Origin of the sequence: Pseudomonas fluorescens HK44 (genome assembly GCF_000217955.3) — a bacterium.
GTDB lineage: Bacteria > Pseudomonadota > Gammaproteobacteria > Pseudomonadales > Pseudomonadaceae > Aquipseudomonas > Aquipseudomonas fluorescens_AQ.
Window position 1 is genome coordinate 411,698 of sequence record NZ_AFOY02000008.1, and the last position, 23,634, is coordinate 435,331.

18 protein-coding genes are annotated in these 23,634 nt (G+C 59.6%); 2 read left to right on the forward strand and 16 right to left on the reverse strand.

All coding sequences use genetic code 11. The annotated features are described in order from the left end of the window. Positions 1-2: 2 nt before the first annotated feature. Together HK44_RS08410 and pilB are read right to left on the reverse strand one after the other, a co-directional pair. On the reverse strand, positions 3-1,220 hold the full coding sequence (locus tag HK44_RS08410) for a type II secretion system F family protein (protein ID WP_019691654.1): 1,218 nt from the start codon (positions 1,218-1,220) through the stop codon (positions 3-5). Positions 1,221-1,223: 3 nt separating this feature from the next. Continuing rightward, a complete protein-coding gene (pilB, locus tag HK44_RS08415; protein ID WP_019691655.1) occupies positions 1,224-2,924 on the reverse strand; it encodes a type IV-A pilus assembly ATPase PilB in 1,701 nt (566 codons plus the stop codon). A 226-nt stretch (positions 2,925-3,150) separates the two neighbouring features. On the opposite strand from pilB, the gene HK44_RS08420 reads away from it, so the two are divergent. Continuing rightward, positions 3,151-3,561, forward strand: coding sequence for a pilin (locus HK44_RS08420; RefSeq protein WP_019691656.1), 411 nt, complete (start codon positions 3,151-3,153; stop codon positions 3,559-3,561). Positions 3,562-3,838: 277 nt separating this feature from the next. After that, positions 3,839-4,195, forward strand: a complete 357-nt coding sequence (locus tag HK44_RS08425; protein WP_019691657.1) for a BON domain-containing protein — start codon at positions 3,839-3,841, stop codon at positions 4,193-4,195. Between the two features lie 178 nt (positions 4,196-4,373). Here HK44_RS08425 and HK44_RS08430 read toward each other — a convergent pair whose 3' ends face one another. The 14 genes from HK44_RS08430 to HK44_RS08495 form a co-directional block, all read right to left on the reverse strand. Beyond that, positions 4,374-4,673, reverse strand: a complete 300-nt coding sequence (locus HK44_RS08430) for a DUF2845 domain-containing protein (protein WP_019691658.1) — start codon at positions 4,671-4,673, stop codon at positions 4,374-4,376. A 2-nt stretch (positions 4,674-4,675) separates the two neighbouring features. Then, positions 4,676-7,618 (reverse strand): DUF748 domain-containing protein, encoded by a 2,943-nt coding sequence (locus HK44_RS08435; RefSeq protein ID WP_019691659.1) that lies wholly within the window; start codon positions 7,616-7,618, stop codon positions 4,676-4,678. A 106-nt stretch (positions 7,619-7,724) separates the two neighbouring features. Next, on the reverse strand, positions 7,725-8,741 hold the full coding sequence (locus HK44_RS08440) for a class I SAM-dependent rRNA methyltransferase (protein WP_019691660.1): 1,017 nt from the start codon (positions 8,739-8,741) through the stop codon (positions 7,725-7,727). Positions 8,742-8,985: 244 nt separating this feature from the next. Further along, positions 8,986-9,858: an oxygenase MpaB family protein gene (locus HK44_RS08445; protein ID WP_019691661.1), complete on the reverse strand. Its 873-nt coding sequence runs from the start codon at positions 9,856-9,858 to the stop codon at positions 8,986-8,988. A 71-nt stretch (positions 9,859-9,929) separates the two neighbouring features. Then, positions 9,930-11,867: an acetate--CoA ligase gene (acs, locus tag HK44_RS08450; protein WP_019691662.1), complete on the reverse strand. Its 1,938-nt coding sequence runs from the start codon at positions 11,865-11,867 to the stop codon at positions 9,930-9,932. 191 nt (positions 11,868-12,058) lie between these two features. Then, a complete protein-coding gene (gene pgi / locus HK44_RS08455; protein WP_019691663.1) occupies positions 12,059-13,723 on the reverse strand; it encodes a glucose-6-phosphate isomerase in 1,665 nt (554 codons plus the stop codon). Between the two features lie 243 nt (positions 13,724-13,966). Beyond that, positions 13,967-14,347, reverse strand: a complete 381-nt coding sequence (panD, locus tag HK44_RS08460) for an aspartate 1-decarboxylase (protein ID WP_003228271.1) — start codon at positions 14,345-14,347, stop codon at positions 13,967-13,969. 158 nt (positions 14,348-14,505) lie between these two features. Beyond that, a complete protein-coding gene (panC, locus tag HK44_RS08465) occupies positions 14,506-15,366 on the reverse strand; it encodes a pantoate--beta-alanine ligase (RefSeq protein ID WP_019691664.1) in 861 nt (286 codons plus the stop codon). Continuing rightward, the gene (panB, locus tag HK44_RS08470; protein ID WP_019691665.1) at positions 15,363-16,163 is read right to left on the reverse strand and encodes a 3-methyl-2-oxobutanoate hydroxymethyltransferase; all 801 of its coding nucleotides are present in this window, start codon (positions 16,161-16,163) and stop codon (positions 15,363-15,365) included. The genes panC and panB overlap by 4 nt, the downstream gene beginning before the upstream one ends. A 295-nt stretch (positions 16,164-16,458) precedes the next feature. Continuing rightward, positions 16,459-16,944, reverse strand: coding sequence for a 2-amino-4-hydroxy-6-hydroxymethyldihydropteridine diphosphokinase (gene folK, locus HK44_RS08475; RefSeq protein WP_019691666.1), 486 nt, complete (start codon positions 16,942-16,944; stop codon positions 16,459-16,461). A gap of 4 nt (positions 16,945-16,948) precedes the next feature. Further along, a complete protein-coding gene (locus tag HK44_RS08480; RefSeq protein WP_019691667.1) occupies positions 16,949-18,352 on the reverse strand; it encodes a polynucleotide adenylyltransferase PcnB in 1,404 nt (467 codons plus the stop codon). Positions 18,353-19,054: 702 nt separating this feature from the next. After that, positions 19,055-20,491: a sigma-54-dependent transcriptional regulator gene (locus tag HK44_RS08485; protein WP_019691668.1), complete on the reverse strand. Its 1,437-nt coding sequence runs from the start codon at positions 20,489-20,491 to the stop codon at positions 19,055-19,057. A gap of 22 nt (positions 20,492-20,513) precedes the next feature. Next, positions 20,514-23,468, reverse strand: a complete 2,955-nt coding sequence (locus tag HK44_RS08490) for a sensor histidine kinase (protein ID WP_019691669.1) — start codon at positions 23,466-23,468, stop codon at positions 20,514-20,516. Beyond that, positions 23,452-23,628, reverse strand: coding sequence for a hypothetical protein (locus HK44_RS08495; RefSeq protein WP_003176118.1), 177 nt, complete (start codon positions 23,626-23,628; stop codon positions 23,452-23,454). Before HK44_RS08495 ends, HK44_RS08490 begins: the two co-directional genes overlap by 17 nt. Between the last annotated feature and the right edge of the window lie 6 nt (positions 23,629-23,634).

Sequence of the window (23,634 nt, forward strand, 5' to 3'; positions counted from 1 at the left end):
GTTCAGATCGCTGTGCCGAGTTGGAAAATGGGCAGGTACATGGCAACCACCAGCCCGCCGACAATGACGCCGAGCACCACCATGATGAACGGTTCCAGCAGGCTGGTCAGGCTGTCGACCATATTGTCGACTTCAGCTTCATAATAGATCGCCACTTTGTCGAGCATGTCGTCCAGTGCGCCGGATTCTTCGCCAATGGCGGCCATTTGAATTGCCATGTTGGGAAAAACCCCGCTGGTGCGCATCGAGAAGTTCAATTGCATGCCGGTGGAGACATCTTGCTTGATGCGCAAGACCGCCCGTTTGAACACGATATTGCCAGTGGCGCCTGCTACCGAATCCAGGGCTTCGACCAGCGGAACACCGGCGGCGAAGGTGGTCGACAGCGTACGGGCGTAACGGGCCACAGCCGATTTGTAGAGCAGTGCGCCGACTATCGGCATTTTCAGCAGTCGGGCATCCAGCCAATCGCAAAAGCGTTGCGAGCGCCTGAGCGCATGGCGAAAGCTCAGAGACCCGATGATCAGGCCGCCGAGCAACAGCCACCACCACGCCTGCATGAACTCGGACAGACCGATCACCATCAGGGTAAAGGCCGGGAGTTCTGCACCAAATCCGGAGAACACCGACTGAAATTGCGGGACCACTTTGACCAGTAGAATGCCGGTGACGATGATTGCGACAAAGACCACGGCCAGCGGATAGGTCATGGCTTTTTTGATCTTGGCCTTGAGGCTTTCGCTTTTTTCCTTGTAGGTCGCAATCCGCTCCAGCAGCGTGTCGAGCGCGCCGGCCTGCTCGCCGGCGTCGACCAGGTTGCAGTAAAGCTCATCGAAGTACTGCGGCTTTTTACGCAGCGCGGTGGCGAAGCTGTTGCCGGCAGCGACTTCCTGTTTCACTTCGTCCACCAGCTTGCGCATGTTCGGGTTGTCGAAGCCTTCGCCGATGATGTCGAACGACTGCAGCAGCGGCACACCGGCTTTCATCATGGTCGCCATCTGCCGGGTGAAGAGGGCAATGTCCAGCGCCTTGATACGGTTGCCGAGATTGAACAGCGAAGCGGTTTTTTTTCGGACTTTGCCCGGGTTGATGCCTTGTTTGCGTAGCTGTGCCTTGATCAAGGCCGGGTTATGACCGCTCAGCTCGCCGGTTACCTTGCTGCCTTTCCTGTCGGTGCCTTCCCAGGCGTAGACGCTGACCTTGATTGCTTTGACCGCCATGACTCAATCCTTGGTGACCCGGTTGATTTCCTCAAGGCTGGTGACGCCCTGCATGGCCTTGAGCAGGCCCGAAGCGCGCAGGTCGTTGAAGCCGTCCTTGCGCATCTGGGTATCGATTTCCAGAGAATTGCCTTCAGCCATGATCAGCCGTTGCAGCTCCGGGGTGTTTTTCACCACTTCATAAATACCGACTCGGCCTTTGTAGCCGTTGTTGCAGTGATCGCAACCGACGGGTTCGTAGATCGTGAAGGAGCCGATGCGTTCCCGTGGGAAGCCTTCCTTGATCAGTGTTTCATCGGGAATCGAGAGGGCCGTTTTGCAGTGGCTGCACAGCTTGCGAGCCAGGCGCTGGGCAATGATCAGGTGCACGGCCGTAGCGATGTTGAACCCCGGGATGCCCATGTTGTGTAGCCGGGTCAGGGTTTCAGCCGCGCTGTTGGTGTGCAGGGTGGAAAGCACCAGGTGCCCGGTTTGCGCAGCCTTGATCGCAATTTCGGCGGTTTCCAGGTCGCGGATCTCGCCGACCATGATCACGTCCGGGTCCTGACGCAGAAATGAGCGCAGTGCCTGAGCGAAATCCAGGCCCTGCCTGGGATTGACGTTGACCTGGTTGATGCCTTCCATGTTGATCTCCACCGGGTCTTCGGCAGTGGAGATATTGATGTCGACCGTATTGAGGATATTCAGTCCGGTGTACAACGACACGGTTTTCCCTGACCCCGTCGGCCCGGTGACCAGAATCAGCCCCTGGGGTTGCTTGAGCGCCGCCATGTACAGGTCTTTCTGATCGGGCTCGTAACCCAGCGCATCGATGCCCATCTGTGCGCTGGAGGGGTCGAGAATCCGGATCACGACTTTTTCGCCCCACAACGTTGGCAGGGTGTTGACCCGAAAATCGATGGATTTGCTTTTCGACAGGTGCATCTTGAGCCGCCCGTCCTGGGGTTTTCGGCGCTCCGAAATGTCCAGGCTGGCCATCACCTTGAGACGGGCAGCGATGCGGTTGGCCAATTGAATCGGTGGTCTGGCGACTTCGCGCAGCATGCCGTCGGTCCGTACCCGCACCCGATAGGTTTTTTCGTAGGGCTCGAAATGCAGGTCCGAGGAGCCGCCCTTGATCGCGTCCAGCAGCATCTTGTTGACGAAGCGCACCACCGGGGCATCGTCGGAGTCCTGGCTGGTGACAGCGTCCTGGCGCTGGTCGTCGACGGCTTCGATGTCCAGGCCCCCGAGGTCGACATCGGCCAAGTCTTCCAGGCCCGTGTTGTGGCTGTCGAAGAATTTCTCGATGGCGTCGCTGAGCTTGTCGTCTTCGACCAGGATCGCTTCGGTGGTGAGGCCGGTGCTGAACTGGATATCGTTGATTGCCTGGTGATTGCTCGGGTCGGAAATGCCCACGAACAGTTTGTTGCCGCGCCGCCAGAGTGGCAGGGCGTGGTGCTGGCGAATCAGCTTTTCGCTGACCAGGTCTTTGGGTTGGGAGTCTTTGTCGAGACCGTTGAGGTCGAGGAAGGCGACGCCGAAATGCTCAGAAGCAATTTCCGCAACCTGGCGACTGCTCACCAGCTTGTTTTGTACCAGATAGCTGACCAGGGAAATGCGATTGCGCTGAGCTTGCTGATACGCCTGTTGCGCGCTTTTGTCAGTGAGCAGTTCGGCCAGCACCAATTGCTTGGCCAGACCGCTGAGGGCGATGTCATTCATTCGAGTACCAGGCACAGACAGTTCAAGACTTATAGCCTAGTCAACGGATGGAACCGCACCAGCGCTCTTGAGGTGACAAAAAGTGTCAGATAGTGCGGTTCTTCGGGGTGTATGCCGGACTTTCGCCGGTCTGACACCCTGTAAACAGGGGGCGCAGGATTTGGCACGTGCTGTGCTGTGACTGGTTCAGGACATGAGATTTCGCCTCATGCATGGAGCCTGTTCTATGAATAATCAAAAAGGTTTTACCCTCATCGAGCTGCTGATCGTGGTGGCGATCATCGGCATTCTGGCGACGTTCGCGTTGCCGCTGTATTCCAAGTATCAAGCGCGGGCGAAGGTCACCGCGGGGCTGGCGGAAATTTCAGCACTGAAGGTGCCTTTTGAAGACATTATCAATCAGGGCACCGACCCGACACTGGCGCTGATCGGTGGCACGGCAACTACCGGTAACTGCACTATCACGGCATCGGGTACTGCTTCCAGCGGTGCAGGTACTATTGTTTGCACGATTGTCAATGCGCCAGGTCCGGTGCTCAGCAAAACCATCACGCTGACGCGGACACTGGCCGGTGGCTGGGCCTGCGCGACCACCGCGTTGCAGGACTATGCGCCCAAGGGTTGCACAGGCGCCTGATCCTGCATCGAAGCCTCAATGCCTCGCGTCTACGGACGCGAGGCATTTTTTCTACCGTTCGATGGCATCGCGGTAATTCGATAAAACCCGCAACTTGCATGTCAACAACGCCCGGGTCATGCATTTTGCATGATTCCAGCGATTTGATTTTTTTATAACATATTGATTTCTATTGGTTTATTGGGTCGTCTCAAGTTGGCACAGCCTTCGCACTGTCTCTGTTAACCCTGCTGAGAAGGCATGCAGCAGACTTTCTGGAAGAACAGGAGTTACTCGTATGAAGACGTTCGCTATCGCTGCCGCCGCTGCAACCGTTCTGACCCTGACCATGGCCAACGCTGCATTTGCGCAGACCACTCAAACTACACAGTCGCCGATGGTGGTGGCTGCCGGTGAAATGACCAAGGCCGAGGAAGCCACTTCCGATACCTGGATCACCACTAAAGTGAAAAGCGATCTGGTCACCGAGAAGGGGATTCCTGGCACCGACATCAAAGTCGAAACCAACAAAGGCGTAGTTTCTCTATCGTCGAAAGTAGCCGTGACCAAGTCCCAGAAAGACATGGCCGTCGCTATCACCAAGAAAATCAAAGGCGTCAAAGCCGTATCGGCTGATGGCCTGATGACCCAGTAAGAACCAGTAAGAACCAGGGTTTCCCGTCTGAAGCGGGAGAAGGGATTCTTCAGAACGCTGTAGAACCCATGTGGGAGCGAGCCTGCTCGCGATGGCGATTCTTCATTCAACCTCTATGTTGAATGTTAGTCAGCTATCGCGAGCAAGCTGACACATTGGCACTTGGATAGTCGTAACTTCAGCTTCCGCGTTTGCTGGTGATCCGTACCAGGCGGTTGCCTTCAAAGCGCAGGTATTGGTACATGCCGCTGTTCGGACCGTAGGTCCATTCCTCAATCGGGACTTCTTCCCGGCGATTGGCGCTGCGTTTGTAGCCCAGCGCATCACGTGCAACCGGCTCGCCACATTTGTGCAGCACTTCGCCGGTGCGATCGCCGAGGCTGATCAACTGACTGCCGCAGCGCAAGGTATCGGTCTGGGCCTGCACCTGGCTGACGAAGAACGCCAGTGCCAGGCTGATCAGCAATCGGCTATTCATGCTTACTCCGCGTCCAGATGCATGGGGGTGACGACCCGACCATCGCTTTCGGCTTCGCCCAGGTTAGCGTCAACGAAATACACCCGGTCATCGGCGAGCTGGGCTTTATCGACCAGGTAGTCCTTGATGGTACTGGCGCGATCCTGACCCAGTTGGCGTAGCAGCGCGGAGTCTGAAGACCAGAACTTGATCACGCCTTCGTGCAGTTTGGCAGTGCGCTCTGCTTTGCCCAGTTGCGTCCATTCGGCCGGAGGCTGGGTTTTCAGACGTGTGCGGTAGATGGCTTCGAGCAACGGACCTTTTTCGCTTTCCGGGACCTCCAGCAACGAAGCTTGCGCGGGGACTTTGTCGCCGCGACGCTGGAGCATTTTGTAGTAGTTGTATTGGTATTCACGTTCCAGTCGCTGTTCGGCAATCAAGGGGCCATCGCTCTTCTCGGCGGCGGTGCCTTCGATCTCCAGGCGCAGGGCCGGACGTTCCTTGAGCGCTTTGGCCAGGGTATCGAGCGCCGACTCGGCGTTCTTGCTCAGCTCGCTTGAACCGGGTGCGAACGACACGCTGCCCAGGTCCTCGGCCCCACTGCCGTTGACCAGCCCGCCAATGAGCTTGAAGGGCGCCTCGGCCGCGCGCACGATCAGGTTGCGCAGGGTTTGCCAGATGATTGGCATGATGCTGAATTGCGGGTTGTTCAGGTCGCCTGTTATCGGCAGATCAATGGAAATTTTGCCATCGCTGTCCTTGAGCAAGGCGATGGCCAGTTTCAGCGGCAAGCTCACGGCGTCCGGGCTGTCGACTTTTTCGCCCAATTGCAGTTGCTCCACCACCACTTTGTTTTCGGCTTTCAACTGGCCTTTGACGATCTGGTAGTGCAGGTCGAGATTGAGCCGGCCCTTGCGGATCCGGTAACCGGCAAATTTGCCGGAGTAGGGGGTCAGTGTGGTCAGTTCGACGCGTTTGAAACGGGTGGCGATATCCAGCGCGGTCATCGGGTCGAACGGGGTGACGCTGCCCTTGATGGTCACCGGGGCGTAGCGGTCGACTTTGCCCTTGATGTCGACGGCGGCAGGTTTGACCTGGCGGCTGTCGATGGTGCCGATCTGGCCGTTGAGCTGTTGAATGGCGGTGGCAAAGTTCGGTGTCAGGCTGAAGTCGGCGAAGTTCGCCGAGCCGTCGTTGATGGCAATTGCGCCGATGTGGATGCCCAGTGGCTTGTCCTTGCTCGCGGCAGGTTTTGCGGCGGCGGTTGTGCTGGCGCTGTCGGGCGATTGCGGAATCAGCAGGTCATTGATGTTGGTGGTGCGGTCATCGTTGATCATGAAACGCACATACGGCTGTTGCAGGTTGATCTTGTCGATCGACAGGCTGTCGCCATGCTGGTAATTCAGGCCTTCGATCACCACTTGCTGCCACTTGAGGAAGTCGCGGGTTTTCAGGGTGTCGAGGGTGTGCAGTTGATCGACCTGAGCGCGGCCGGTGACGCTGAACGCCAGTGGTTCGGTGCTTTTCAGGTCAACGGCCAGGTCGCTGCCGAGCATCCCGGAGCGCAACTCCAGACGAATGAACGGATTGATATAGGACTGGGCGACGCGCAAGTCGATGTCTTTGGTCTGGACCTTGAGTTTGGCGCTGATCGGCGCAAGGTTGACCTCGCCGTCCGCGAGAATCTTGCCCTGCTTGCCCAGGCCGGTATCGACTTTGAGGGAGAACGGCGAGCCATTGAGGCTATCGAAATTCTTCACGTCGACGTTTAGCGGGCCGAGCTCCAGTGCCACCGCCGGTTGGGCCTGACGGTCGGCCAGGTGCACTTGATAGTTGCGCAGCTCGACATCCTTGAGCAGCACTTGCCAGGGCTTGCTCGGCACCGCTGGATCGGGTTTTGGTTGCGGCGAGTCCGCCGCTGCCGGGGCCTTGGCTTGCTCGGGTTTTGTGGCCGGTTTGGCCGGTTGTCTGGCGAAGAGTTTCTGCCAGTCGAGCTGGCCATCGGCTTCACGGGCGGCCCAGGTTTCGAGCTTCTGGCTGCGGATCTTGCCGACGATCACTTGTTGCTTGACCAGATCGACCGTGGTCTCGCTGACGTCCAGACGTTCGAGGCGCACCAGCGGCCGGCCATCCGGGGCCTTGATGGCGAACGGAGCAACGCTTATCGAGGCGTTGTTCAGCAGCAGTTCGGTTCCCTGCGTCAGGTTGAACTTGTAATCGGTGCTCAGGTTCAGCGTTCCGTCTTCGAGCACCAGCGGCAATGCGTCACGCACGTAAGGCCACCAGGATTTCATTTTGCCGTCGGTGACTTTCAGTGTGCCTTCGGAGCTGATGGGCACCAGGCTGATGTGGCCGGTCCAGTCGATCCGGCCACCCGCCGGGCCAGCTGCGACGAGGGTCATGGCGGCGTTGTCGTCGGGCAGGGTACTGAGGTTGTTCAACTCCAGATTGAGCGTGTCGTACAGGAATTCGATCGGCTCGCTCGGGCGCAGGTCCTGGAAGTGCACATAACCACCGGCCAGATTGATGTGGTCGATGCGCAGCGGGAAGGGTTTGGCGTTCGGGTCAGTGGGCGTCGGCTCACTGGCCGGCAACTTGAACAGTTGCGTGAGGTTCAGGCTGCCGTCCTTGTTGAACAGAATCTCGGTTTTCGGCTTGTCCAGCTGCACATCGATCAGGTGCAGTGCGCGGGTCCAGAGGCTATCGATCTGCAGGTTGGCGTACAGGCGCTCGAAGGCGATCTGTTCCTTGCCCGGCTCGCCGATGGTGAGGCCCCAGACGGTCAGCTCAAGACTGAAAGGATTGAGTTCGATCCGTTGAATGTGCGCCGGCACCGTCGCGTAGTTGGCCAATTGTTGATTGGCGATCCGCAAGGCGATGCCCGGTAAAATCAGAAACCCCAACACGCTGTAAAGGGCGACGGCAATCAACAAGGCGCCGATGGCGCGAATCAATCCTTTGGGCATGTTCAGCTTCAACTATCGGAATCGGGAGTGCCTTGGAGTATGGCATGCGATTCTGGTTCCGAAGCAATCACCTTGAACAGCAATTGTCTGGTTTTTTCGCGAGAGGTCAGAGTTGCAGGATCAGGGTTTTCAGCGGTGGCTGCTGATCCATCGACGGAAAGTCGCTGCCGGGTGTCAGCACGTCCCAGTCACGCACCGGACGCCCGGCTTTTTCTGCGCAGCGCAGCACTTGCTCACGCCAGTCGTCCATGCTGATTTTTGCCAGGTTGTTGCAGCAAATCAGCACGCCGTCCTCGGCGGTGGTCAACAGCGCCGGTTTGAGCAGGCTCTGATAGTCGCGCAGCAGGTCGACGGTGCCGAATGCACTCTTGGCCCAGGCTGGCGGGTCGAGCAGGACCAGGTCGTATTGACGCTGTTCCAGGCGCGGGTAACTGGGCAGTTTCTGCCCGCGACGCTGACTGATCGGCAGTCCGGCGAGTTGGCGGATGGCCGGGAAGTAATCGGACTGTACGAACTGCATGGTCGGCAGTTGCGGGTTGAGCAGACCGTTCTCGCGGCCGACGGCCAGGTTGCCCTCGGCGAAATCCAGATTGCACACCTCGCGTGCCCCACCGGCCGCAGCGCAAAGGCCGACGCCGCAGGTGTAGGCGAACAGGTTCAGCACGCTTTTGCCGGCGCTGTGGTCCTTGACCCAGCCGCGGGCGTTGCGCAGGTCGAGAAACAGCAGCGGGTCTTGCCCGGCGTGGCGACCACGGACCCGGTAGTTCAGGCCCCATTCGTGGCCGACCATGTCGGCAAGCGCGGCCTCATCGGCGCGGTAGACCGTGTCTTCGCGATCAATGCGCGAGTTACCCCGCGAGCGGTCGTTATAGACCAGCAAAGTGTCCAGGCCCAGATGCTGGTTGATGGTCGCGTGCAGTGCGAGCAAGTCATCGCGTTCCAGCGACTGGTGGAAGCTCTGGACCAGCAGTTGCGGGCCATAACGGTCGATGGTCAGGCCGCCGGCGCCTTCCTGGCTGCCATGGAACAGCCGATAGCAGTCGGTGCCTTGCGAGTGCAGCTCGGCGAGCAAGTCTTGGCGATGATCGAGGGCGGCGCGCAGCGCCTGATTCAAGGAAGACATGGACGCGCCTTGCTGGGGAATTTGGCGCGAGAGTTTAACAGGATTGTGATCGATGGATCCCCTGTGGCGAGGGAGCTTGCTCCCGTTGGAGCGCGAAGCGCTCCCAAATCCTTCAGCCGAGTTCTTTCAGACAGAGCCCGGTCGAATATTTTACGGCCGCTGCGCGCCCGAGCGGGAGCAAGCTCCCTCGCCACAGGGTAATTGTTTTGCGAGGATTTAGCGTTCGATCGGCAGCAGCACGCGTTCAGCTGGGGATTCCCATCCGCCGTTTGGCCCGCTGTACCGAACCATTGCGCACTGCCCAGCGCAGCACCGGGGCACTGCGATTGACGCTGGCGCGAATCAGTTTGCGTTGCAGCGGATTCTGGCGGACACCGAGCATGTCACTGGCCCAGTCGGGCAGCAGGTCGATGCCCGCTTGCATCATCAGCCCGCCGAAGGGTCTGGCCAGGCGGCTGGGTGAAGGAGCGTCGAGCAGTAACCGCAACACTTCGCGGCTGCGTTCATCACAGAGCAGTTGTGGGCGAATTCGCTGAAGGTATTCGCTGATTTCCCGCCGTGAGCACGGAACATCGCGGGCGCCCAGTCGTTCGGCGACCAAAGCGATCTCGGCGTAGTAACGGTCCTGATCGGCGGGCGAAAGATTCGGATTGCGGTAGCGTAAATGCGCAGCGAGAAAACTGCTGACTTCGGCCACGTGCACCCAGGTCAGCAGGTCCGGATCGCTGGCGGCATAAGGGCGGCCATCGGGGGCGGTGCCGACCACTTGCAGGTGAATGGTGCGCACTTTCTCGATCAGCCACTCGGCGTCCTGACGCGAGCCGAAGGTGGTGCCGGAGATGAACTGCCCAGTGCGACGCAGTCGACCGAGCATGTCTTCACGGAAGTTCGAGTGGTCCCAGACCCCGGCCAGCGCCAGCGGGTGCAAGGCTTGCAGCATCAAGGCGCTGATGCCGCCGATGAGCATGCTGCTGAAGTCGCCATGCACTTGCCAGCTCACCGAGTCGGGGCCAAAGAGCCCGGGATCGCCCTTGGGGTTTTCCAGGTCGAGCTTGCCCAGCGAAAGGCCGGACAGGCTCATGATCTGGGTTTCGATGCGGCTACGGATGAATTCCATGACAACTCGGTGGCTACGGCATTTAAAAAGTGCGCGGCCAGCGGCCGCGCCTGGGTGATCAGCTCATTGGTTCATTGGTTCAAACGCTTGTCGATCAGCCCGGCGACCACACTGGGGTCGGCCAGGGTCGAGGTGTCACCAAGGCTGTCGAGCTCATTGCAGGCGATCTTGCGCAGGATGCGCCGCATGATCTTGCCCGAACGGGTTTTCGGCAAGGCCGGTGCCCATTGGATCAGATCGGGTTTGGCGAAACTGCCGATTTCCTGACTGACGTGGGCCAGCAGTTCTTTCTTCAACGCGTCGCTGGGTTCGATGCCGTTCATCGGCGTGACAAAGGCGTAGATGCCCTGGCCCTTGAGGTCGTGGGGGTAACCGACTACCGCCGCCTCGGCGATGCTGTCATGCAGCACCAGTGCGCTTTCGACTTCGGCTGTGCCGATGCGGTGTCCGGAAACGTTGATCACATCATCGATGCGCCCGGTGATCCAGTAGTCGCCCTCTTCATCGCGCCGCGCGCCGTCCCCGGTGAAGTAGTAGCCGGGATAGGGTTTGAAATAGGTGTCGACCATCCGTTGTGGGTCGCCATAGACACTGCGGATTTGCCCTGGCCAGCTTGATCTTATGGCGAGCACGCCGCTGCCGGTGCCGCTGATTTCCTTGCCTTGTTCATCGAGCAATACCGGTTGCACACCGAACATCGGCTGGGTCGCGCAACCGGGTTTGATCCGTTGTGTGCTGACCAGCGGGCTGAGCATGATGCCGCCGGTTTCGGTCTGCCACCAGGTGTCGACAATCGGGCAGCGCTGCTCGCCGACCGCATTGAAATACCAGTCCCAGGCTTCCGGGTTGATGGGTTCGCCGACGCTGCCCAGCAGCCGCAAACTGGCGCGCGAGCTGTCTTTCAGCGGCTCCAGGCCTTCGCGCATCAGGGCCCGCAAGGCGGTGGGGGCGGTGTAGAAGATGTTCACCTGATGCTTGTCGATGACCTGCCAGAACCGCGAGCTGTTCGGATAGCTTGGCACACCTTCGAAGATCAGTGTGGTCGCGCCATTGGCCAGTGGCCCGTAGACGATGTAGCTGTGGCCGGTGACCCAGCCAACGTCAGCGGTGCACCAGAAGACTTCGCCGTCGCGGTAGTCGAACACGTACTTGAAGGTCATCGCCGCTTGCAGCAGATAGCCGCCGGTGGTGTGCAGCACGCCTTTGGGTTTACCGGTGCTGCCGGAGGTGTAAAGGATGAACAGCGGGTCTTCGGCGTCCATCGGCTCTGGCGGGCAGTCGTCGCTGACGTCGCGCAGAGCCTGGTGATACCAGAAGTCGCGACCTTCGACCCAATTGACCTCGCCCTGAGTGTGTTCGACCACCACGACGGTGCTGACGGCCGGGCAACTGAGCAGGGCTTTGTCGACGTTCTTTTTGAGCGGTACATATTTGCCGCCGCGTACGCCTTCATCAGCGGTAATCACGGTGCGGCAGTCCGCATCGAGGATCCGGTCACGCAGGGAATCGGGGGAAAACCCGCCAAAAACCACCGAGTGCACGGCGCCAATACGCGCGCAGGCGAGCATCGCGTAGGCGGCTTCAGGGATCATTGGCATGTAGATGCACACCCGGTCGCCTTTTTTTACGCCACGGCTTTTCAGCACATTGGCCAGGCGGCAGACGCAGTGGTGGAGTTTTTGGTAGGTGATGTGCAGCGATTCGGCCGGGTCGTCGCCTTCCCAGATGATCGCCGTCTGCTCGCTGCGCTGGGCGAGGTGGCGGTCGATGCAGTTATGGCTGACGTTGAGCTGAGCACCGGCAAACCATTGTGCCGCGCCGGTTTTGATATTTGATTGCTGAACGTTTTGCCAGGGTGTCGACCAATCGAGAAAACGCTTGGCCTGCTCGGCCCAGAAGATGTCGGGGTGCTCGATGGATTGGCGGTACAGGCGCTGGTAGTCGTCCTGACTCAGTTGTGCTGCGCGGCGGACGGCATCGGCTTTGGGGAACGTGCTGATATCGAACATGGCGGTTCCTTATGCTTGTATTGCACAAGTGATAAAGATGCGCCGAGTGACTATCGGGTTCAAGAGGGGAGCTACGCGACCCTCGTAGGAGCAGAGCTTGCTCGCGATGAACGATGATGCGGTGTATCGGATACACCGCAGCGCCTGCATCGCGAGCAAGCTTTGCTCCTACGGGATGGGGGAGGATCAGATCACCCGCGGTGACGACCGCGGAAGTAGTTGATCAGGCCCTGGGTCGAAGCGTCTTCGGCCGGGGTTTCTTCGCTGCCGACCAGGCGGCTGTAGACGCCTTTGCCCAGCTCCTTACCCAACTCCACGCCCCATTGGTCGAAGGCGTTGATGCCCCAGATCACGCTCTGCACGAACACCTTGTGCTCGTACATCGCGACCAGCGCACCAAGACGACGCGGGCTGATGCGCTCGACCACCAGGGTGTTGCTCGGGCGGTTGCCCGGGATCACCTTGTGCGGCGCGAGTTTTTGCACCTGGTCTTCGGCCACGCCTTTTTCACGCAGCTCGACCTCCGCCTCGGCGCGGGTCTTGCCGAGCATCAGCGCCTGGCTTTGCGACAGGCAGTTGGCGTACAGCCACTGGTGGTGGTCGGCAACCGGGTTGAAGCTGACGATCGGCACAATGAAGTCGGCCGGAATCAGCTGGGTGCCCTGGTGCAGCAACTGGTGATAGGCGTGTTGACCGTTGCAACCGACGCCGCCCCAGATGACCGGACCGGTATCGGTGGAAACCGGCGTGCCGTCCTGACGTACGCTCTTGCCGTTGGATTCCATGTCCAGTTGCTGCAAGTGCTTGGTGATGTTGCGCAGGTAGTGGTCGTACGGCAGGATCGCGTGGCTTTGCGCGCCCCAGAAGTTGCCATACCAGACACCCAGCAATGCCAGCAGCACCGGCATGTTCTGTTCGAATGGCGCGCTCTGAAAGTGCTGGTCCATGGTGTAGGCGCCGGACAGCAGTTCCTTGAAGTTCGACATGCCGATGGCCAGGGCAATCGGCAAACCGATGGCCGACCACAACGAGTAACGTCCGCCAACCCAGTCCCACATCGGGAAGATGTTCTCTTCGCGAATACCGAAGGCCACGGCCGCCGCGTTGTTGCTCGAAACGGCGATGAAGTGGCGATACAGCTCGGCTTCGGAGCCGCCCTGAGCCAGGTACCAGGCGCGTGCCGCCTGGGCATTTTTCAGGGTTTCGAGGGTGTTGAAGGATTTTGAGGAAACGATGAACAGTGTGGTTTCGGCACGAATCTTTGCCGACAACTCATGGAATTCGCTGCCGTCGATGTTCGCCAGGTAATGGCAGCGCACGCCTTTCTGGGCGTAGGACAGCAGCGCTTCGGAAACCAGTTCAGGGCCGAGGAACGAACCACCGATACCGATGTTCACAACGTCAGTGATCGGCTTCTCGGTGTAACCACGCCACAGGCCGTCGTGAATGCGCCCGACCAGCTCGGTGATCTGGTTCAGCACTTTGTGCACGTCGGGCATGACGTTGACGCCATTGACCGACAGCTTGTCGCCCACCGGGCGGCGCAGGGCCGTATGCAGCGCCGGACGGCCTTCGGAGGCATTGACGATTTCGCCGTTGAACAACGCCTTGATCGCGTCCTGCAAGCCGGCTTCGTCAGCCAGGCCCACCAGCAGTTTGCGGGTTTCGGTGTTGATCAGGTTTTTCGAGTAATCAAGAAATAGCCCGCAACTGCTCAGTGTGAACTGGGTAAAACGCTGCGGGTCGGCATTGAACGCTTCGCGCATGCTGAAATCCTGCATGGCTTGGCGGTGATCATTCAGCGCCTGCCAGGCTGGCAGAGCGGTAACGTCATGAGGAGTGCGGTAGTACGCCATCGCTGCGGGTTTCCTTTTTACTTGGACTGCCTTTAGGACACTGAAAAACCCGGAATGTCCTGTTTGATGACAGGCACCCTCCGGTTGAACTGCGAGTAAACGATTAAATAGCGCAGGGCGATTACAGTAAACCTCGCGGTGTGATCTGTCTTGGCTTTGTCTGACCTGTGGCCGGTACTATTTTGTACCGGCGCTTCAAGTGAGCCACGCAGGTATTCAGTGCACAGGGTACGGGGGGAGGGCTCAGGCGACCTGAACCGGGATGGCATTGCTGGTATGGCTCAACTCGTTGCCGGGAGCCATGTAGAGCATGCGCGGTTTGAAATTGAGCAGTTCGGCTTCGCTGTAATGAGCGTAAGCGCAGATGATCACCCGATCACCGACCTTGGCCTTGTGTGCGGCGGCGCCGTTGACCGAGATCATTCGCGAGCCTTCTTCGCCACGGATCGCGTAAGTGGTGAAGCGTTCGCCGTTGTCGACGTTGTAGATCTGGATTTGTTCGTACTCACGGATCCCGGACAGGTCCAGCCATTCGCCGTCGATGGCGCAAGAGCCTTCGTAGTCGAGCACTGCGTGGGTAACTTCGGCGCGATGCAGCTTGGCCTTGAGCATGATGGCGTGCATGAGTGTTTCCCTTGGTCAGATCCGAACGGCGGGCAGTTTGCCCGAAGCTTTTGAGGCCGGCAATACACCGCAAAAGATCGCAGCCTGCGGCAGCTCCTACACGGAATCGTATAATTCTGTAGTTGCTGCCGCCGGCTGCGATCTTTTGATCTTGCCCTTTAAACCGGAGCGTCGAGGTTCAGGTGCAGGTTGTCGATCAACCGGGTCGTGCCCAGGAAAGCGGCCACCAGGATCACCAGGTCACGGTCATCCACGGTCGCTGGGCGTAGGGTCAGTGCGTGGCGGATTTCCAGGTAATCAGGACGCAACCCGGCGGCCTGGAGCTGCTCGATCTTCCGGGCCAGGAGCGCCGGGTAATCGCGTTCGCCCTGTTTGATGGCTTCGGCGATGTCGCTCAGCGTGCGATACACAATTGGCGCGACGGCCCGCTGTTCTTCACTGAGGAAACCATTGCGCGAGGACAGCGCCAGACCGTCGGCGGCTCTTACGGTGGGCTCGCCAATGATCTGGATCGGCATGTTCAGGTCATGCACCAGCGCGCGAATCACCGCCAGTTGCTGGAAGTCTTTCTGACCGAAGACCGCGAGGTCTGGCTGAACCATGTTGAACAACTTGCTGACCACCGTCGCCACGCCTTCGAAATGCCCGGGGCGGCTGGCGCCACACAGGCCTTCAGAAAGCAGGGGAACGCTGACGCGGGTCTGGCCGGCCATGCCGTCCGGGTACATTTCCTCGACGGTTGGGGCGAACAGCAGGTGACAACCGGCTTGCAGCAGTTTCTCCTGGTCGGCGGCCAAGGTCCGCGGATACTTGTCGAGGTCTTCGCCTGCGCCAAATTGCAGCGGGTTGACGAAAATGCTTGCAACCACAAAGTCCGCTCGTTGGGCGGCTTTGGTGACCAGTGCTATGTGGCCGCTGTGCAGGTTGCCCATGGTCGGTACGAAGCCGATACGTTTGCCTTCACCTCGAACGCGGGCTACGGCGGCACGCAGTTCGCGTACGGTTTTGACAGTGTTCATGCAGAGAATCCGTGTTCAGCACCAGGGAAGGTCGCGGCTTTGACTTCAGCGACGTAAGCGCTCAGGGCGGCGTGAATGCTGTCTTGGCCGGCCATGAAGTTCTTCACGAACTTCGGTGCGCGGTCGGTGAGGGACAGGCCGAGCATGTCGTGCAGTACCAGCACTTGACCGTCGGTGGCATTGCCGGCGCCGATGCCGATCACCGGGATCTTCACCGCTTGGGTGATTTCGTGGGCCAGCTCGCTCGGTACGCATTCAAGCAGCAACATCGCCGCGCCGGCCTGCTCCAGGGCAATTGCGTCGGCGCGCATCTGCCGGGCCTGGTTTTCATTGCGGCCCTGAACTTTATAACCGCCGAGAATGTTCACCGACTGCGGCGTCAGACCCATATGCGCGCAGACCGGGATACCGCGTTCGGCCAGCAGACGAATCGACTCGGCCAGCCACAGCGCGCCTTCGACCTTGACCATGTGTGCACCGGCCTGCATCAACTGGGCGCTGTTGGTCATCGTCTGCTCGATGGTGGCGTAAGCCATGAACGGCAGGTCCGCGAGGATCAAGGCATCGGTGTTGCCACGCTTGACCGCGGCGACGTGGTAAGCCATTTCGGCGTTGGTCACCGGCAGGGTGCTGTCGTGTCCTTGCAACACCATGCCAAGGGAGTCGCCCACCAGCAACACTTCAACACCCGCCTCATTGCAAGCGTGGGCGAAGGTGGCGTCGTAGCAGGTCAGCATGGTGATTTTTTCACCCTTTTGCTTGAGGCTCTGCAATGTGGTCAAGGTGATAGCTGGCATGTAAGGAATCCTCATTCAGGCGCTTGGAAAACTACTGCGAGTAACGCGCGTGATTCTTCATTTACTCAGGCGCACGGTCTTGTGTCGTGCTTGAAAAGCCTGGATTGCGCCCTGTAGTGCCGGGTTGGCGGCAGCGGGACGCCTATAGTCGTGAGGAGAACTCGGGAAGTCAATTGGATGTGTTACCGCAATGTTACGCCGTTGGTGTTACCGGCGTTACTGATGCGATTCAGCAGGTTCTTCAGGAGCAACACAAGCCAATGTGGGAGCAGGCTCGCTCCCACAGGGGGCCTCATCAAGCCTGGGGGAGGCGTTCCAGTCCGACGAACGGGCATTCAGCGAGCAGTTCGCGCAGGTGACGGCCGTCCGCCAGTTGCAGATCAGCTGGCGCCAGCTCGGCCAGCGGGTAGAGCACAAAGGCTCGGGCCTGCATGTGGTAATGGGGGACTGTAAGGCGGGGCTCGTCGATCAGTCGATCGCCGAACAGCAGGATATCCAGATCCAGCGTGCGCGGGCCCCAGCGCTCATGGCGCTCGCGACCCTGATCGATTTCGATGGCTTGCAGTGCATCGAGCAGCTCAAGCGGCGTCAGCGTGCTGTCGAGCGCGGCCACCGCGTTGGTATAACGCGGCTGGCCTGGCAGCAAGGAGTCGCTTTGATAGAAGGACGAAACCCCCACCAGAGCTGTCTTGGGTAACTGCGCGAGCGCTTCGACGGCGCTGCGCAATTGTTCCGCGGGGGCTGCGAGGTTGCTGCCCATGCCAATGTAAATGCGTTCCATCGATTTACTCGCCCGACGTACTCGGTATGCCAGCAGCACGTTTGCGCTTGGCGCCACCGCTGCGGCGACGTTTACGCGGCGCACCGCTGGCACTGTCGTCCTTGCCGCTGAGATCGCGGATCATGTCGCGGCGTTCGCTTTCGTTGGCGTCCTGATAGTCCGTCCACCATTCGCCCAGGCCATTGGTCTGTTCGCCAGCGCTTTCACGCAGTAACAGGAAGTCGTAACCGGCGCGGAATCGCGGGTTGTCCAGCAACAGGTCGGCACGTTTGCCACTGCGGCGCGGCAGGCGCTCCTGCATGTCCCAGATCTCGCGGATCGGCATGGTGAAGCGCTTCGGAATCGCGATCCGCTGGCATTGCTCGCTGATCAGTTCGTGAGCAGCTTCCTGCATGGCCGGAATCGGTGGCATGCCACGATCCTGCAAGCGCAGTACGCGGGCCGGCAAGGCTGGCCAAAGCAGGGCGGCGAACAGGAACGCCGGCGTCACCGGCTTGTTCTGCTTGATTCGCAGGTCGGTGTTGATCAGCGCTTCGCTGATCAGGGTGTGGGTGTAAGTCGGGTTGTGTTCCAGTGCTTCGGCGCTGGCCGGGAACAGTGGGTCGAACAATTGCAGGTCGACCAGCATCTCAAAGGTGTCTGCGGCATGACCTGAAAGGAACAGCTTCAACACTTCTTCGAACAAGCGCGCTGACGGGATTTCGCGCAGCATCGGTGCCAGGCTGCGGATTGGCAAGGCGCTGTGTTTCTCGATACCGAAGTCCAGCTTGGCGGCGAAACGCACCGCACGGAGCATCCGCACCGGGTCTTCCTGGTAACGCTGGGTCGGGTCGCCGATCAGGCGGATCAGGTGATTGCGGATGTCGTGTACGCCGTTGGCGTAGTCGAGAATGCGCTCGCTGACCGGATCGTAATACAGGGCGTTGATAGTGAAGTCGCGGCGTTGCGCGTCTTCTTCCAGGGTGCCGTAAACGTTGTCACGCAGAATGCGCCCGCTTTCGTTACGCGAGGACTGGTTGCTGTCTTCTTCCTCGTCGTTTTGCGGGTGATTGGCGCGGAACGTCGCGACTTCAATGATTTCGCGGCCAAAATGGATGTGTACCAGTTTGAAGCGGCGACCGATGATCCGCGCATTGCGAAACTCGGCGCGAACCTGTTCCGGTGTGGCGCTGGTGGCGACGTCGAAATCTTTGGGTGTGATGTTGAGCAGCATGTCACGCACGCAGCCACCGACCAGGTAAGCCTGGTAGCCGGCGTTCTGCAGGCGTTCGACGATGTTCACCGCATAACGGCTGAACTGAGCCCGTTGCAGCGAGTGTTGGCTGCTATTGAGCACTTCAGGCGTGCTACGAATGTGTTGCGTACGACGCAAGGGAGAACGGAATGACTGGAACAGCTTCTTCAGCATGGGATGCACTGTTTGAAGGAATGTTCGGCCAAAACGAAGAATGACCGCATGATGGGCGGGGATTCTAGCATTTAGTCGGGGGATGGTGTAGGAAGCTGCGCGGATCTGCTTCGGGCCGCCTTGGGCAAACGCCAGAAACCACAAGGGGAGCCGAAGCTCCCCAAGAAGTAGTTGCATGCTCTATTTTTATTTTTGGTTTCGGGCTTCTTGTTTTTGTGTAACGCCCTTGTCATGAAGGTTTCCTTCATGACCCTCCCAATCGGGAGCCAAGAGCAAACGGATTGCTTTGATCGCTGTGCTGTAATGATCTGTGTGATCCAACCAGTTCAGGCTCTGCCTTAGGGCAGTTTTTGTTGTTCTCGGCCTGGTTGCGGGGCAAGCCCCAAATACAACGCCTCTCCAAAAGAATCAGTTAGCTACGCCTCTCGCCGTCTTGTTTTTGTTGTGCGTGAGTCGATTCGTCTTATTTTTATTGTCTTGTGCATTGCTTGTTATTGTTCTTGTACCAAACATATAGCAGGTGCCGTGCCAACTATTGCGATCCCCAGTAAAACAAGGGGTTAGGTGCCTGAATCGCTTTTTTCAGGGCCAAAAAAAACCGGGGCTTCGTTACCGTAAGCCCCGGCTTCTGTTACGAGAAAAAGCTGCGGTAACAGTTTTTTCACACTGTCACGTGTTACTCACACTCTCTACAGGTGACGTTCAGCTCTCGCTGGCCACACCGGTCTTGCGCCGCGGGATGCCCAGGCGCTGACGGCGCTCCCACAGGCATTTGCGGCTGACGCCGAGTTTGCGAGCCAGTTCGGTTTCAGTCATGTGGTCCTGGTGTTCGAGGACGAAGTGCTGGAAGTAGTCTTCCAGTGACAGGTCTTCAGTGGGCTCGTGGCTGGTGTTGCCGGTGCTGCCCTGTTGCGGTGCCAGGCCGATGAACTCGTCATCTTCAAGGTCGCTGAGCTCGATATCGATGCCCAGCAACTCGGCAGAAATCTCCGGGCTCTCACACAGGATGACGGCACGCTCGACAGCGTTTTCCAGTTCGCGCACGTTGCCCGGCCAGGAGTAATGACGAATCGCCTGTTCGGCGTCCGGAGCGAATTTCAGGTCGGTGCGATTCACGCGCGCGCTCTGGCGGGCGAGGAAGGCGTTGGCGATTTCGTTGACGTCCGCGCCACGTTCACGCAGGGCGGGCAGTTTCAGGGCGATAACGTGGAGACGGTAATACAAGTCTTCACGGAACTGACCGATCTTGGCCAGGCTCTTCAGGTCACGGTGGGTCGCAGCGATCAGGCGTACGTCGACCTTCTGCGATTGCACCGAGCCCACGCGGCGGATTTCACCTTCTTGCAGCACGCGCAGCAGGCGTGCCTGGGCTTCAAGTGGCAGTTCGCCGATCTCATCAAGGAACAGGGTGCCGCCGTCGGCTGCTTCAACCAGGCCCGCGCGTCCGGCACTGGCGCCGGTAAACGCGCCTTTCTCGTGGCCGAACAACTCGGACTCGATCAGGCTTTCCGGGATGGCTGCGCAGTTCACCGAAATCATCGGCGCCTTGGCGCGTTTGGACAGGTTGTGCAGGGCGCGGGCGACCAGCTCTTTACCGGTACCGGATTCGCCCTGAATCAGCACATTGGAATCGGTGGGGGCGACTTTACGGATTTTGCCGTACAGATCCTGCATCGGTGGGCACGAGCCGATGATGCCGATTTCGCCATTGCTGTTATCGATAGCGGACTTCGCCGAGCCGTTGGCTGCCTTGCCGACCGCAGGTTCGCCCGCGGAGCTTTGCGCCGATTGCCGGTCACGCAGGATGCGCGCAACGGCCTGGAGCATCTCGTCATGGTCGAAAGGCTTGGCGATGTAGTCCACCGCGCCCATCTTCATTGAGTCGACTGCCGAGCGCAGGCTGGCGTAGCTCGTCATGATCAGCACCGGCTTGCCCTGGCCCAGCTTGATCAGTTCGGTGCCCGGTGCGCCAGGCAGGCGCAGGTCACTGACAATCAGGTCGAACGTGGGAATGCTGAAGCGTTCTTGTGCTTCCTGCACTGAACCGGCTTCGCTGACCTGGTACTGGTTACGTTCCAGCAGGCGGCGCAAGGCGGAGCGGATAATTGTTTCGTCTTCGACGATCAAAATGTGCGGCATTGATTCGATTCTCTCGACGGTCTCAGTTCACAGCGGACGTCGCTTCGACATGACGCGGTAAGGTCACCCGGATACGGGTGCCGCGTTGGCTTTGTGTGTCAGCCGGGCTGTCGATGGTGATTTGTCCATAATGCTCTTCAACGATGGAATAGACCAGTGCAAGGCCCAGACCGGTGCCTTCGCCAGGATCCTTGGTGGTGAAGAAGGGTTCGAACAATCGGTCCATGATGCTCGACGGGATACCGCTGCCCTCGTCTTCCACGATCAGGTCGATCGTGTGTTCGTTGGCTTCGCTTTTTACGCGAACCGCACTGCCGGCCGGCGATGCGTCGCGGGCGTTGGACAGCAGGTTGATCAACACCTGGGCGAGTCGCTGCGGATCGCCATCGACCCAATGCTCGGGATCGCACAGGTTAAAGAACTGCACTTCGAAGTTGCGGCGGTTCAGCGCCAGCAGACCAATGGCATCCTGGGCCACCTCGGCCAGGCAGACCGGTTCGTCATTGTGCTGGTGGCTGCCGGCGTGGGCGAAGCTCATCAGCGACTGAACAATGCGTGACACGCGTTTGGTCTGTTCGAGGATTTGCCCGCTGATTTCCTTCAGTTCGCTGTCTTCTTCACGCTCTTCGCGCAGGTTCTGCGCCAGACACGCGATGCCGGTGATCGGGTTGCCAATTTCATGGGCCACGCCGGCCGCCAGTCGACCGATACTCGCCAAGCGTTCGGAGTGCACCAGTTTGTCTTCGAGCATCTGGGTTTCAGTCAGGTCTTCGACCAGCAACACCAGGCCACTGTTACCGGGCGCGAGCGGTTCGTCGATCGCCGCTTTGTGCAGGTTCAGCCAGCGCGTCTGGCCGTCCAGGGCCAGGTGCTGTTTGTGCAAATGCTCGTCCGGAAGATTGATGAAGCCTTGCAGCAGTTCTTTCCACGGCTCGCCGAGGGTGCCCAGGCGTGAACCGACCACGCGCTGCGCGGCGATCCCGGTCAACTCCTCCATGGCTTTGTTCCACATGAGGATTTCCTGATCCTTGGCCAGCGAACAAACGCCCATCGGCAATTCTTGCAAGGTCTGGCGGTGATAACGGCGCAGGGCATCGAGTTCGGCGGCAAGGCCGGTGAGGCGCGAGTGATAGTCCTCGAGACGGCTTTCGATGAAGTGAATGTCTTCGGTGACGTAGTTTTCACCGCCAGCCTTGTACGGCAGGAAGGTTTCGACCATGTCTTGCGCAACGCTCGGGCCCATCAGGCCGGAGAGGTTGGCCTCGATTCGGTCACGCAGTCGGCGCAAGGCGTACGGGCGGCGCTCGTCGAACGGCAGATAAAGGTCGCGCAGGGCCTGTTCGACTTCCTTTTGTGCCGCCTTGGCGCCGAGCGGTTTGGCCAGTTGGGTGGCGAATTCCTGGGGGGACGCGGCGTGCAGTTCGCGGCGTTGCGGGCGGCGTACGTTGTCCACCGCGCAGGCTTCGGCGGCGCTGGCTTCTTCAGTGCTGGCGTTGGTGAACAGCGAGATCAGCGTGAACATCAGCACGTTGGCCGCCAGCGATGCGATTGCCGCCATGTGCCAACTGGTGTCGTCGAGCACGTAGATCATGTTCAGCAGCGGGATATAGAAGCCCTGCAGGTTGCCGACCAGCGGCAGCAGCATGGTCACCAGCCAGACCAGAATCCCCGCCAGCAACCCGGCGATGAAGCCGCGACGGTTGGCGGTCGGCCAATACAGGACGGACAGTACGCCGGGCAGAAACTGCAGGGTGGCAACGAACGCGACGATGCCCAGGTTGGCCAGGTCTTGCTCAGCGCCCAGGAGCAGGTAGAAACCATAGCCGGCCATGATGATCGCGACGATCAAGGCGCGGCGGGTCCATTTCAGCCAGCGGTAGATGTTGCCTTCGGCAGGTGGCTGATAAAGCGGCAGCACCAGATGGTTCAGGGCCATCCCGGACAGTGCCAGGGTGGTGACGATGATCAGACCGCTGGCGGCTGACAAGCCACCGACGTAGGCCAGCAATGCCAGGGCCTTGCTGTTGGCGGCGATGCCGATGCCGAGGGTGAAGTATTCCGGGTTGGTGGTGGCACCCAGTTTGAGGCCTGCCCAGAGAATCAGCGGTACGGCCAGGCTCATCAGCAGGAGGAACAACGGCAAGCCCCAGCTCGCACTGACCAGCGAGCGCGGGTTGAGGTTTTCGGTGAACGTCATGTGGTACATGTGCGGCATCACGATCGCCGAGGCGAAGAACACCAGCAGCAGCGTGCGCCATGGACCTTCTTGCAGTGGCGTGTGCAGGGCGGCGAGGGCGGTCTGGTTTTGCAGCAGCCAGACTTCCAGCTGTTGCGGACCGTCGAACACGCCGTACAGGGCGTAGAGGCCGACGCCGCCAATGGCGATCAGCTTGATCACCGATTCAAAGGCAATCGCGAACACCAGGCCTTCGTGTTTCTCCCGGGTCGCAATATGCCGCGAACCGAAGAAAATCGTGAACAGGGTGATCAGCGCACAAAAACTCAGGGCGACCCGATGCTGCACCGGCTCATGGGTGAGGATGCCGATCGAGTCGGCCACGGCTTGAATCTGCAGTGCCAGCAACGGCAATACGCCGATCAACATGAAAATCGTGGTCAGCGCGCCGGCCCAGGTGCTGCGGAAACGAAACGCAAACAGGTCGGCCAGAGAAGACAGCTGATAGGTGCGAGTGATCTTCAGAATCGGGTAGAGCAACACCGGCGCCAGCAGAAACGCCCCGGAGACCCCCAGGTAACTGGACAGGAAGCCGTAACCGTATTGATAGGCCAGGCCGACCGTGCCGTAGAACGCCCAGGCGCTGGCGTAGACACCCAATGACAAGGTGTAGGTCAGCGGGTGGCGAATGATCGCTCGCGGGATCATTCCGCGTTCACTGATCCAGGCAACACCAAACAGCACCGCGAGGTAGGCGGCACTGATCAGGATCATCTGGGTCAGGCTAAAGCTCATCGGCATCTTTTTGGCTCTGCAGGATGAAGGTCACGACGATCAGAATCAGCCACAGCAGATACGGGCGATACCAGGCGCCAGTGGCGTCGATCCACCAGTCCATGATGGCTGGGGAGAACAGATAGATCCCCACTACCAGGAGCAGGACCAAGCGATAGATGTACATCCCGGC

Bases quoted from the DNA above. Each gene is read 5' to 3' on its own strand.
- pgi (WP_019691663.1), bottom strand. From the start codon at position 13,723: ATGGCGTACTACCGCACTCCTCATGACGTTACCGCTCTGCCAGCCTGG.
- pilB (WP_019691655.1), bottom strand. From the start codon at position 2,924: ATGAATGACATCGCCCTCAGCGGTCTGGCCAAGCAATTGGTGCTGGCC.
- HK44_RS08420 (WP_019691656.1), top strand. From the start codon at position 3,151: ATGAATAATCAAAAAGGTTTTACCCTCATCGAGCTGCTGATCGTGGTG.
- HK44_RS08410 (WP_019691654.1), bottom strand. From the start codon at position 1,220: ATGGCGGTCAAAGCAATCAAGGTCAGCGTCTACGCCTGGGAAGGCACC.
- acs (WP_019691662.1), bottom strand. From the start codon at position 11,867: ATGTTCGATATCAGCACGTTCCCCAAAGCCGATGCCGTCCGCCGCGCA.
- HK44_RS08495 (WP_003176118.1), bottom strand. From the start codon at position 23,628: ATGTACATCTATCGCTTGGTCCTGCTCCTGGTAGTGGGGATCTATCTG.
- panB (WP_019691665.1), bottom strand. From the start codon at position 16,163: ATGCCAGCTATCACCTTGACCACATTGCAGAGCCTCAAGCAAAAGGGT.
- folK (WP_019691666.1), bottom strand. From the start codon at position 16,944: ATGGAACGCATTTACATTGGCATGGGCAGCAACCTCGCAGCCCCCGCG.
- HK44_RS08435 (WP_019691659.1), bottom strand. From the start codon at position 7,618: ATGCCCAAAGGATTGATTCGCGCCATCGGCGCCTTGTTGATTGCCGTC.
- HK44_RS08485 (WP_019691668.1), bottom strand. From the start codon at position 20,491: ATGCCGCACATTTTGATCGTCGAAGACGAAACAATTATCCGCTCCGCC.
- panD (WP_003228271.1), bottom strand. From the start codon at position 14,347: ATGCACGCCATCATGCTCAAGGCCAAGCTGCATCGCGCCGAAGTTACC.
- HK44_RS08490 (WP_019691669.1), bottom strand. From the start codon at position 23,468: ATGCCGATGAGCTTTAGCCTGACCCAGATGATCCTGATCAGTGCCGCC.
- HK44_RS08425 (WP_019691657.1), top strand. From the start codon at position 3,839: ATGAAGACGTTCGCTATCGCTGCCGCCGCTGCAACCGTTCTGACCCTG.
- HK44_RS08440 (WP_019691660.1), bottom strand. From the start codon at position 8,741: ATGTCTTCCTTGAATCAGGCGCTGCGCGCCGCCCTCGATCATCGCCAA.
- HK44_RS08480 (WP_019691667.1), bottom strand. From the start codon at position 18,352: ATGCTGAAGAAGCTGTTCCAGTCATTCCGTTCTCCCTTGCGTCGTACG.
- HK44_RS08445 (WP_019691661.1), bottom strand. From the start codon at position 9,858: ATGGAATTCATCCGTAGCCGCATCGAAACCCAGATCATGAGCCTGTCC.
- panC (WP_019691664.1), bottom strand. From the start codon at position 15,366: ATGAACACTGTCAAAACCGTACGCGAACTGCGTGCCGCCGTAGCCCGC.
- HK44_RS08430 (WP_019691658.1), bottom strand. From the start codon at position 4,673: ATGAATAGCCGATTGCTGATCAGCCTGGCACTGGCGTTCTTCGTCAGC.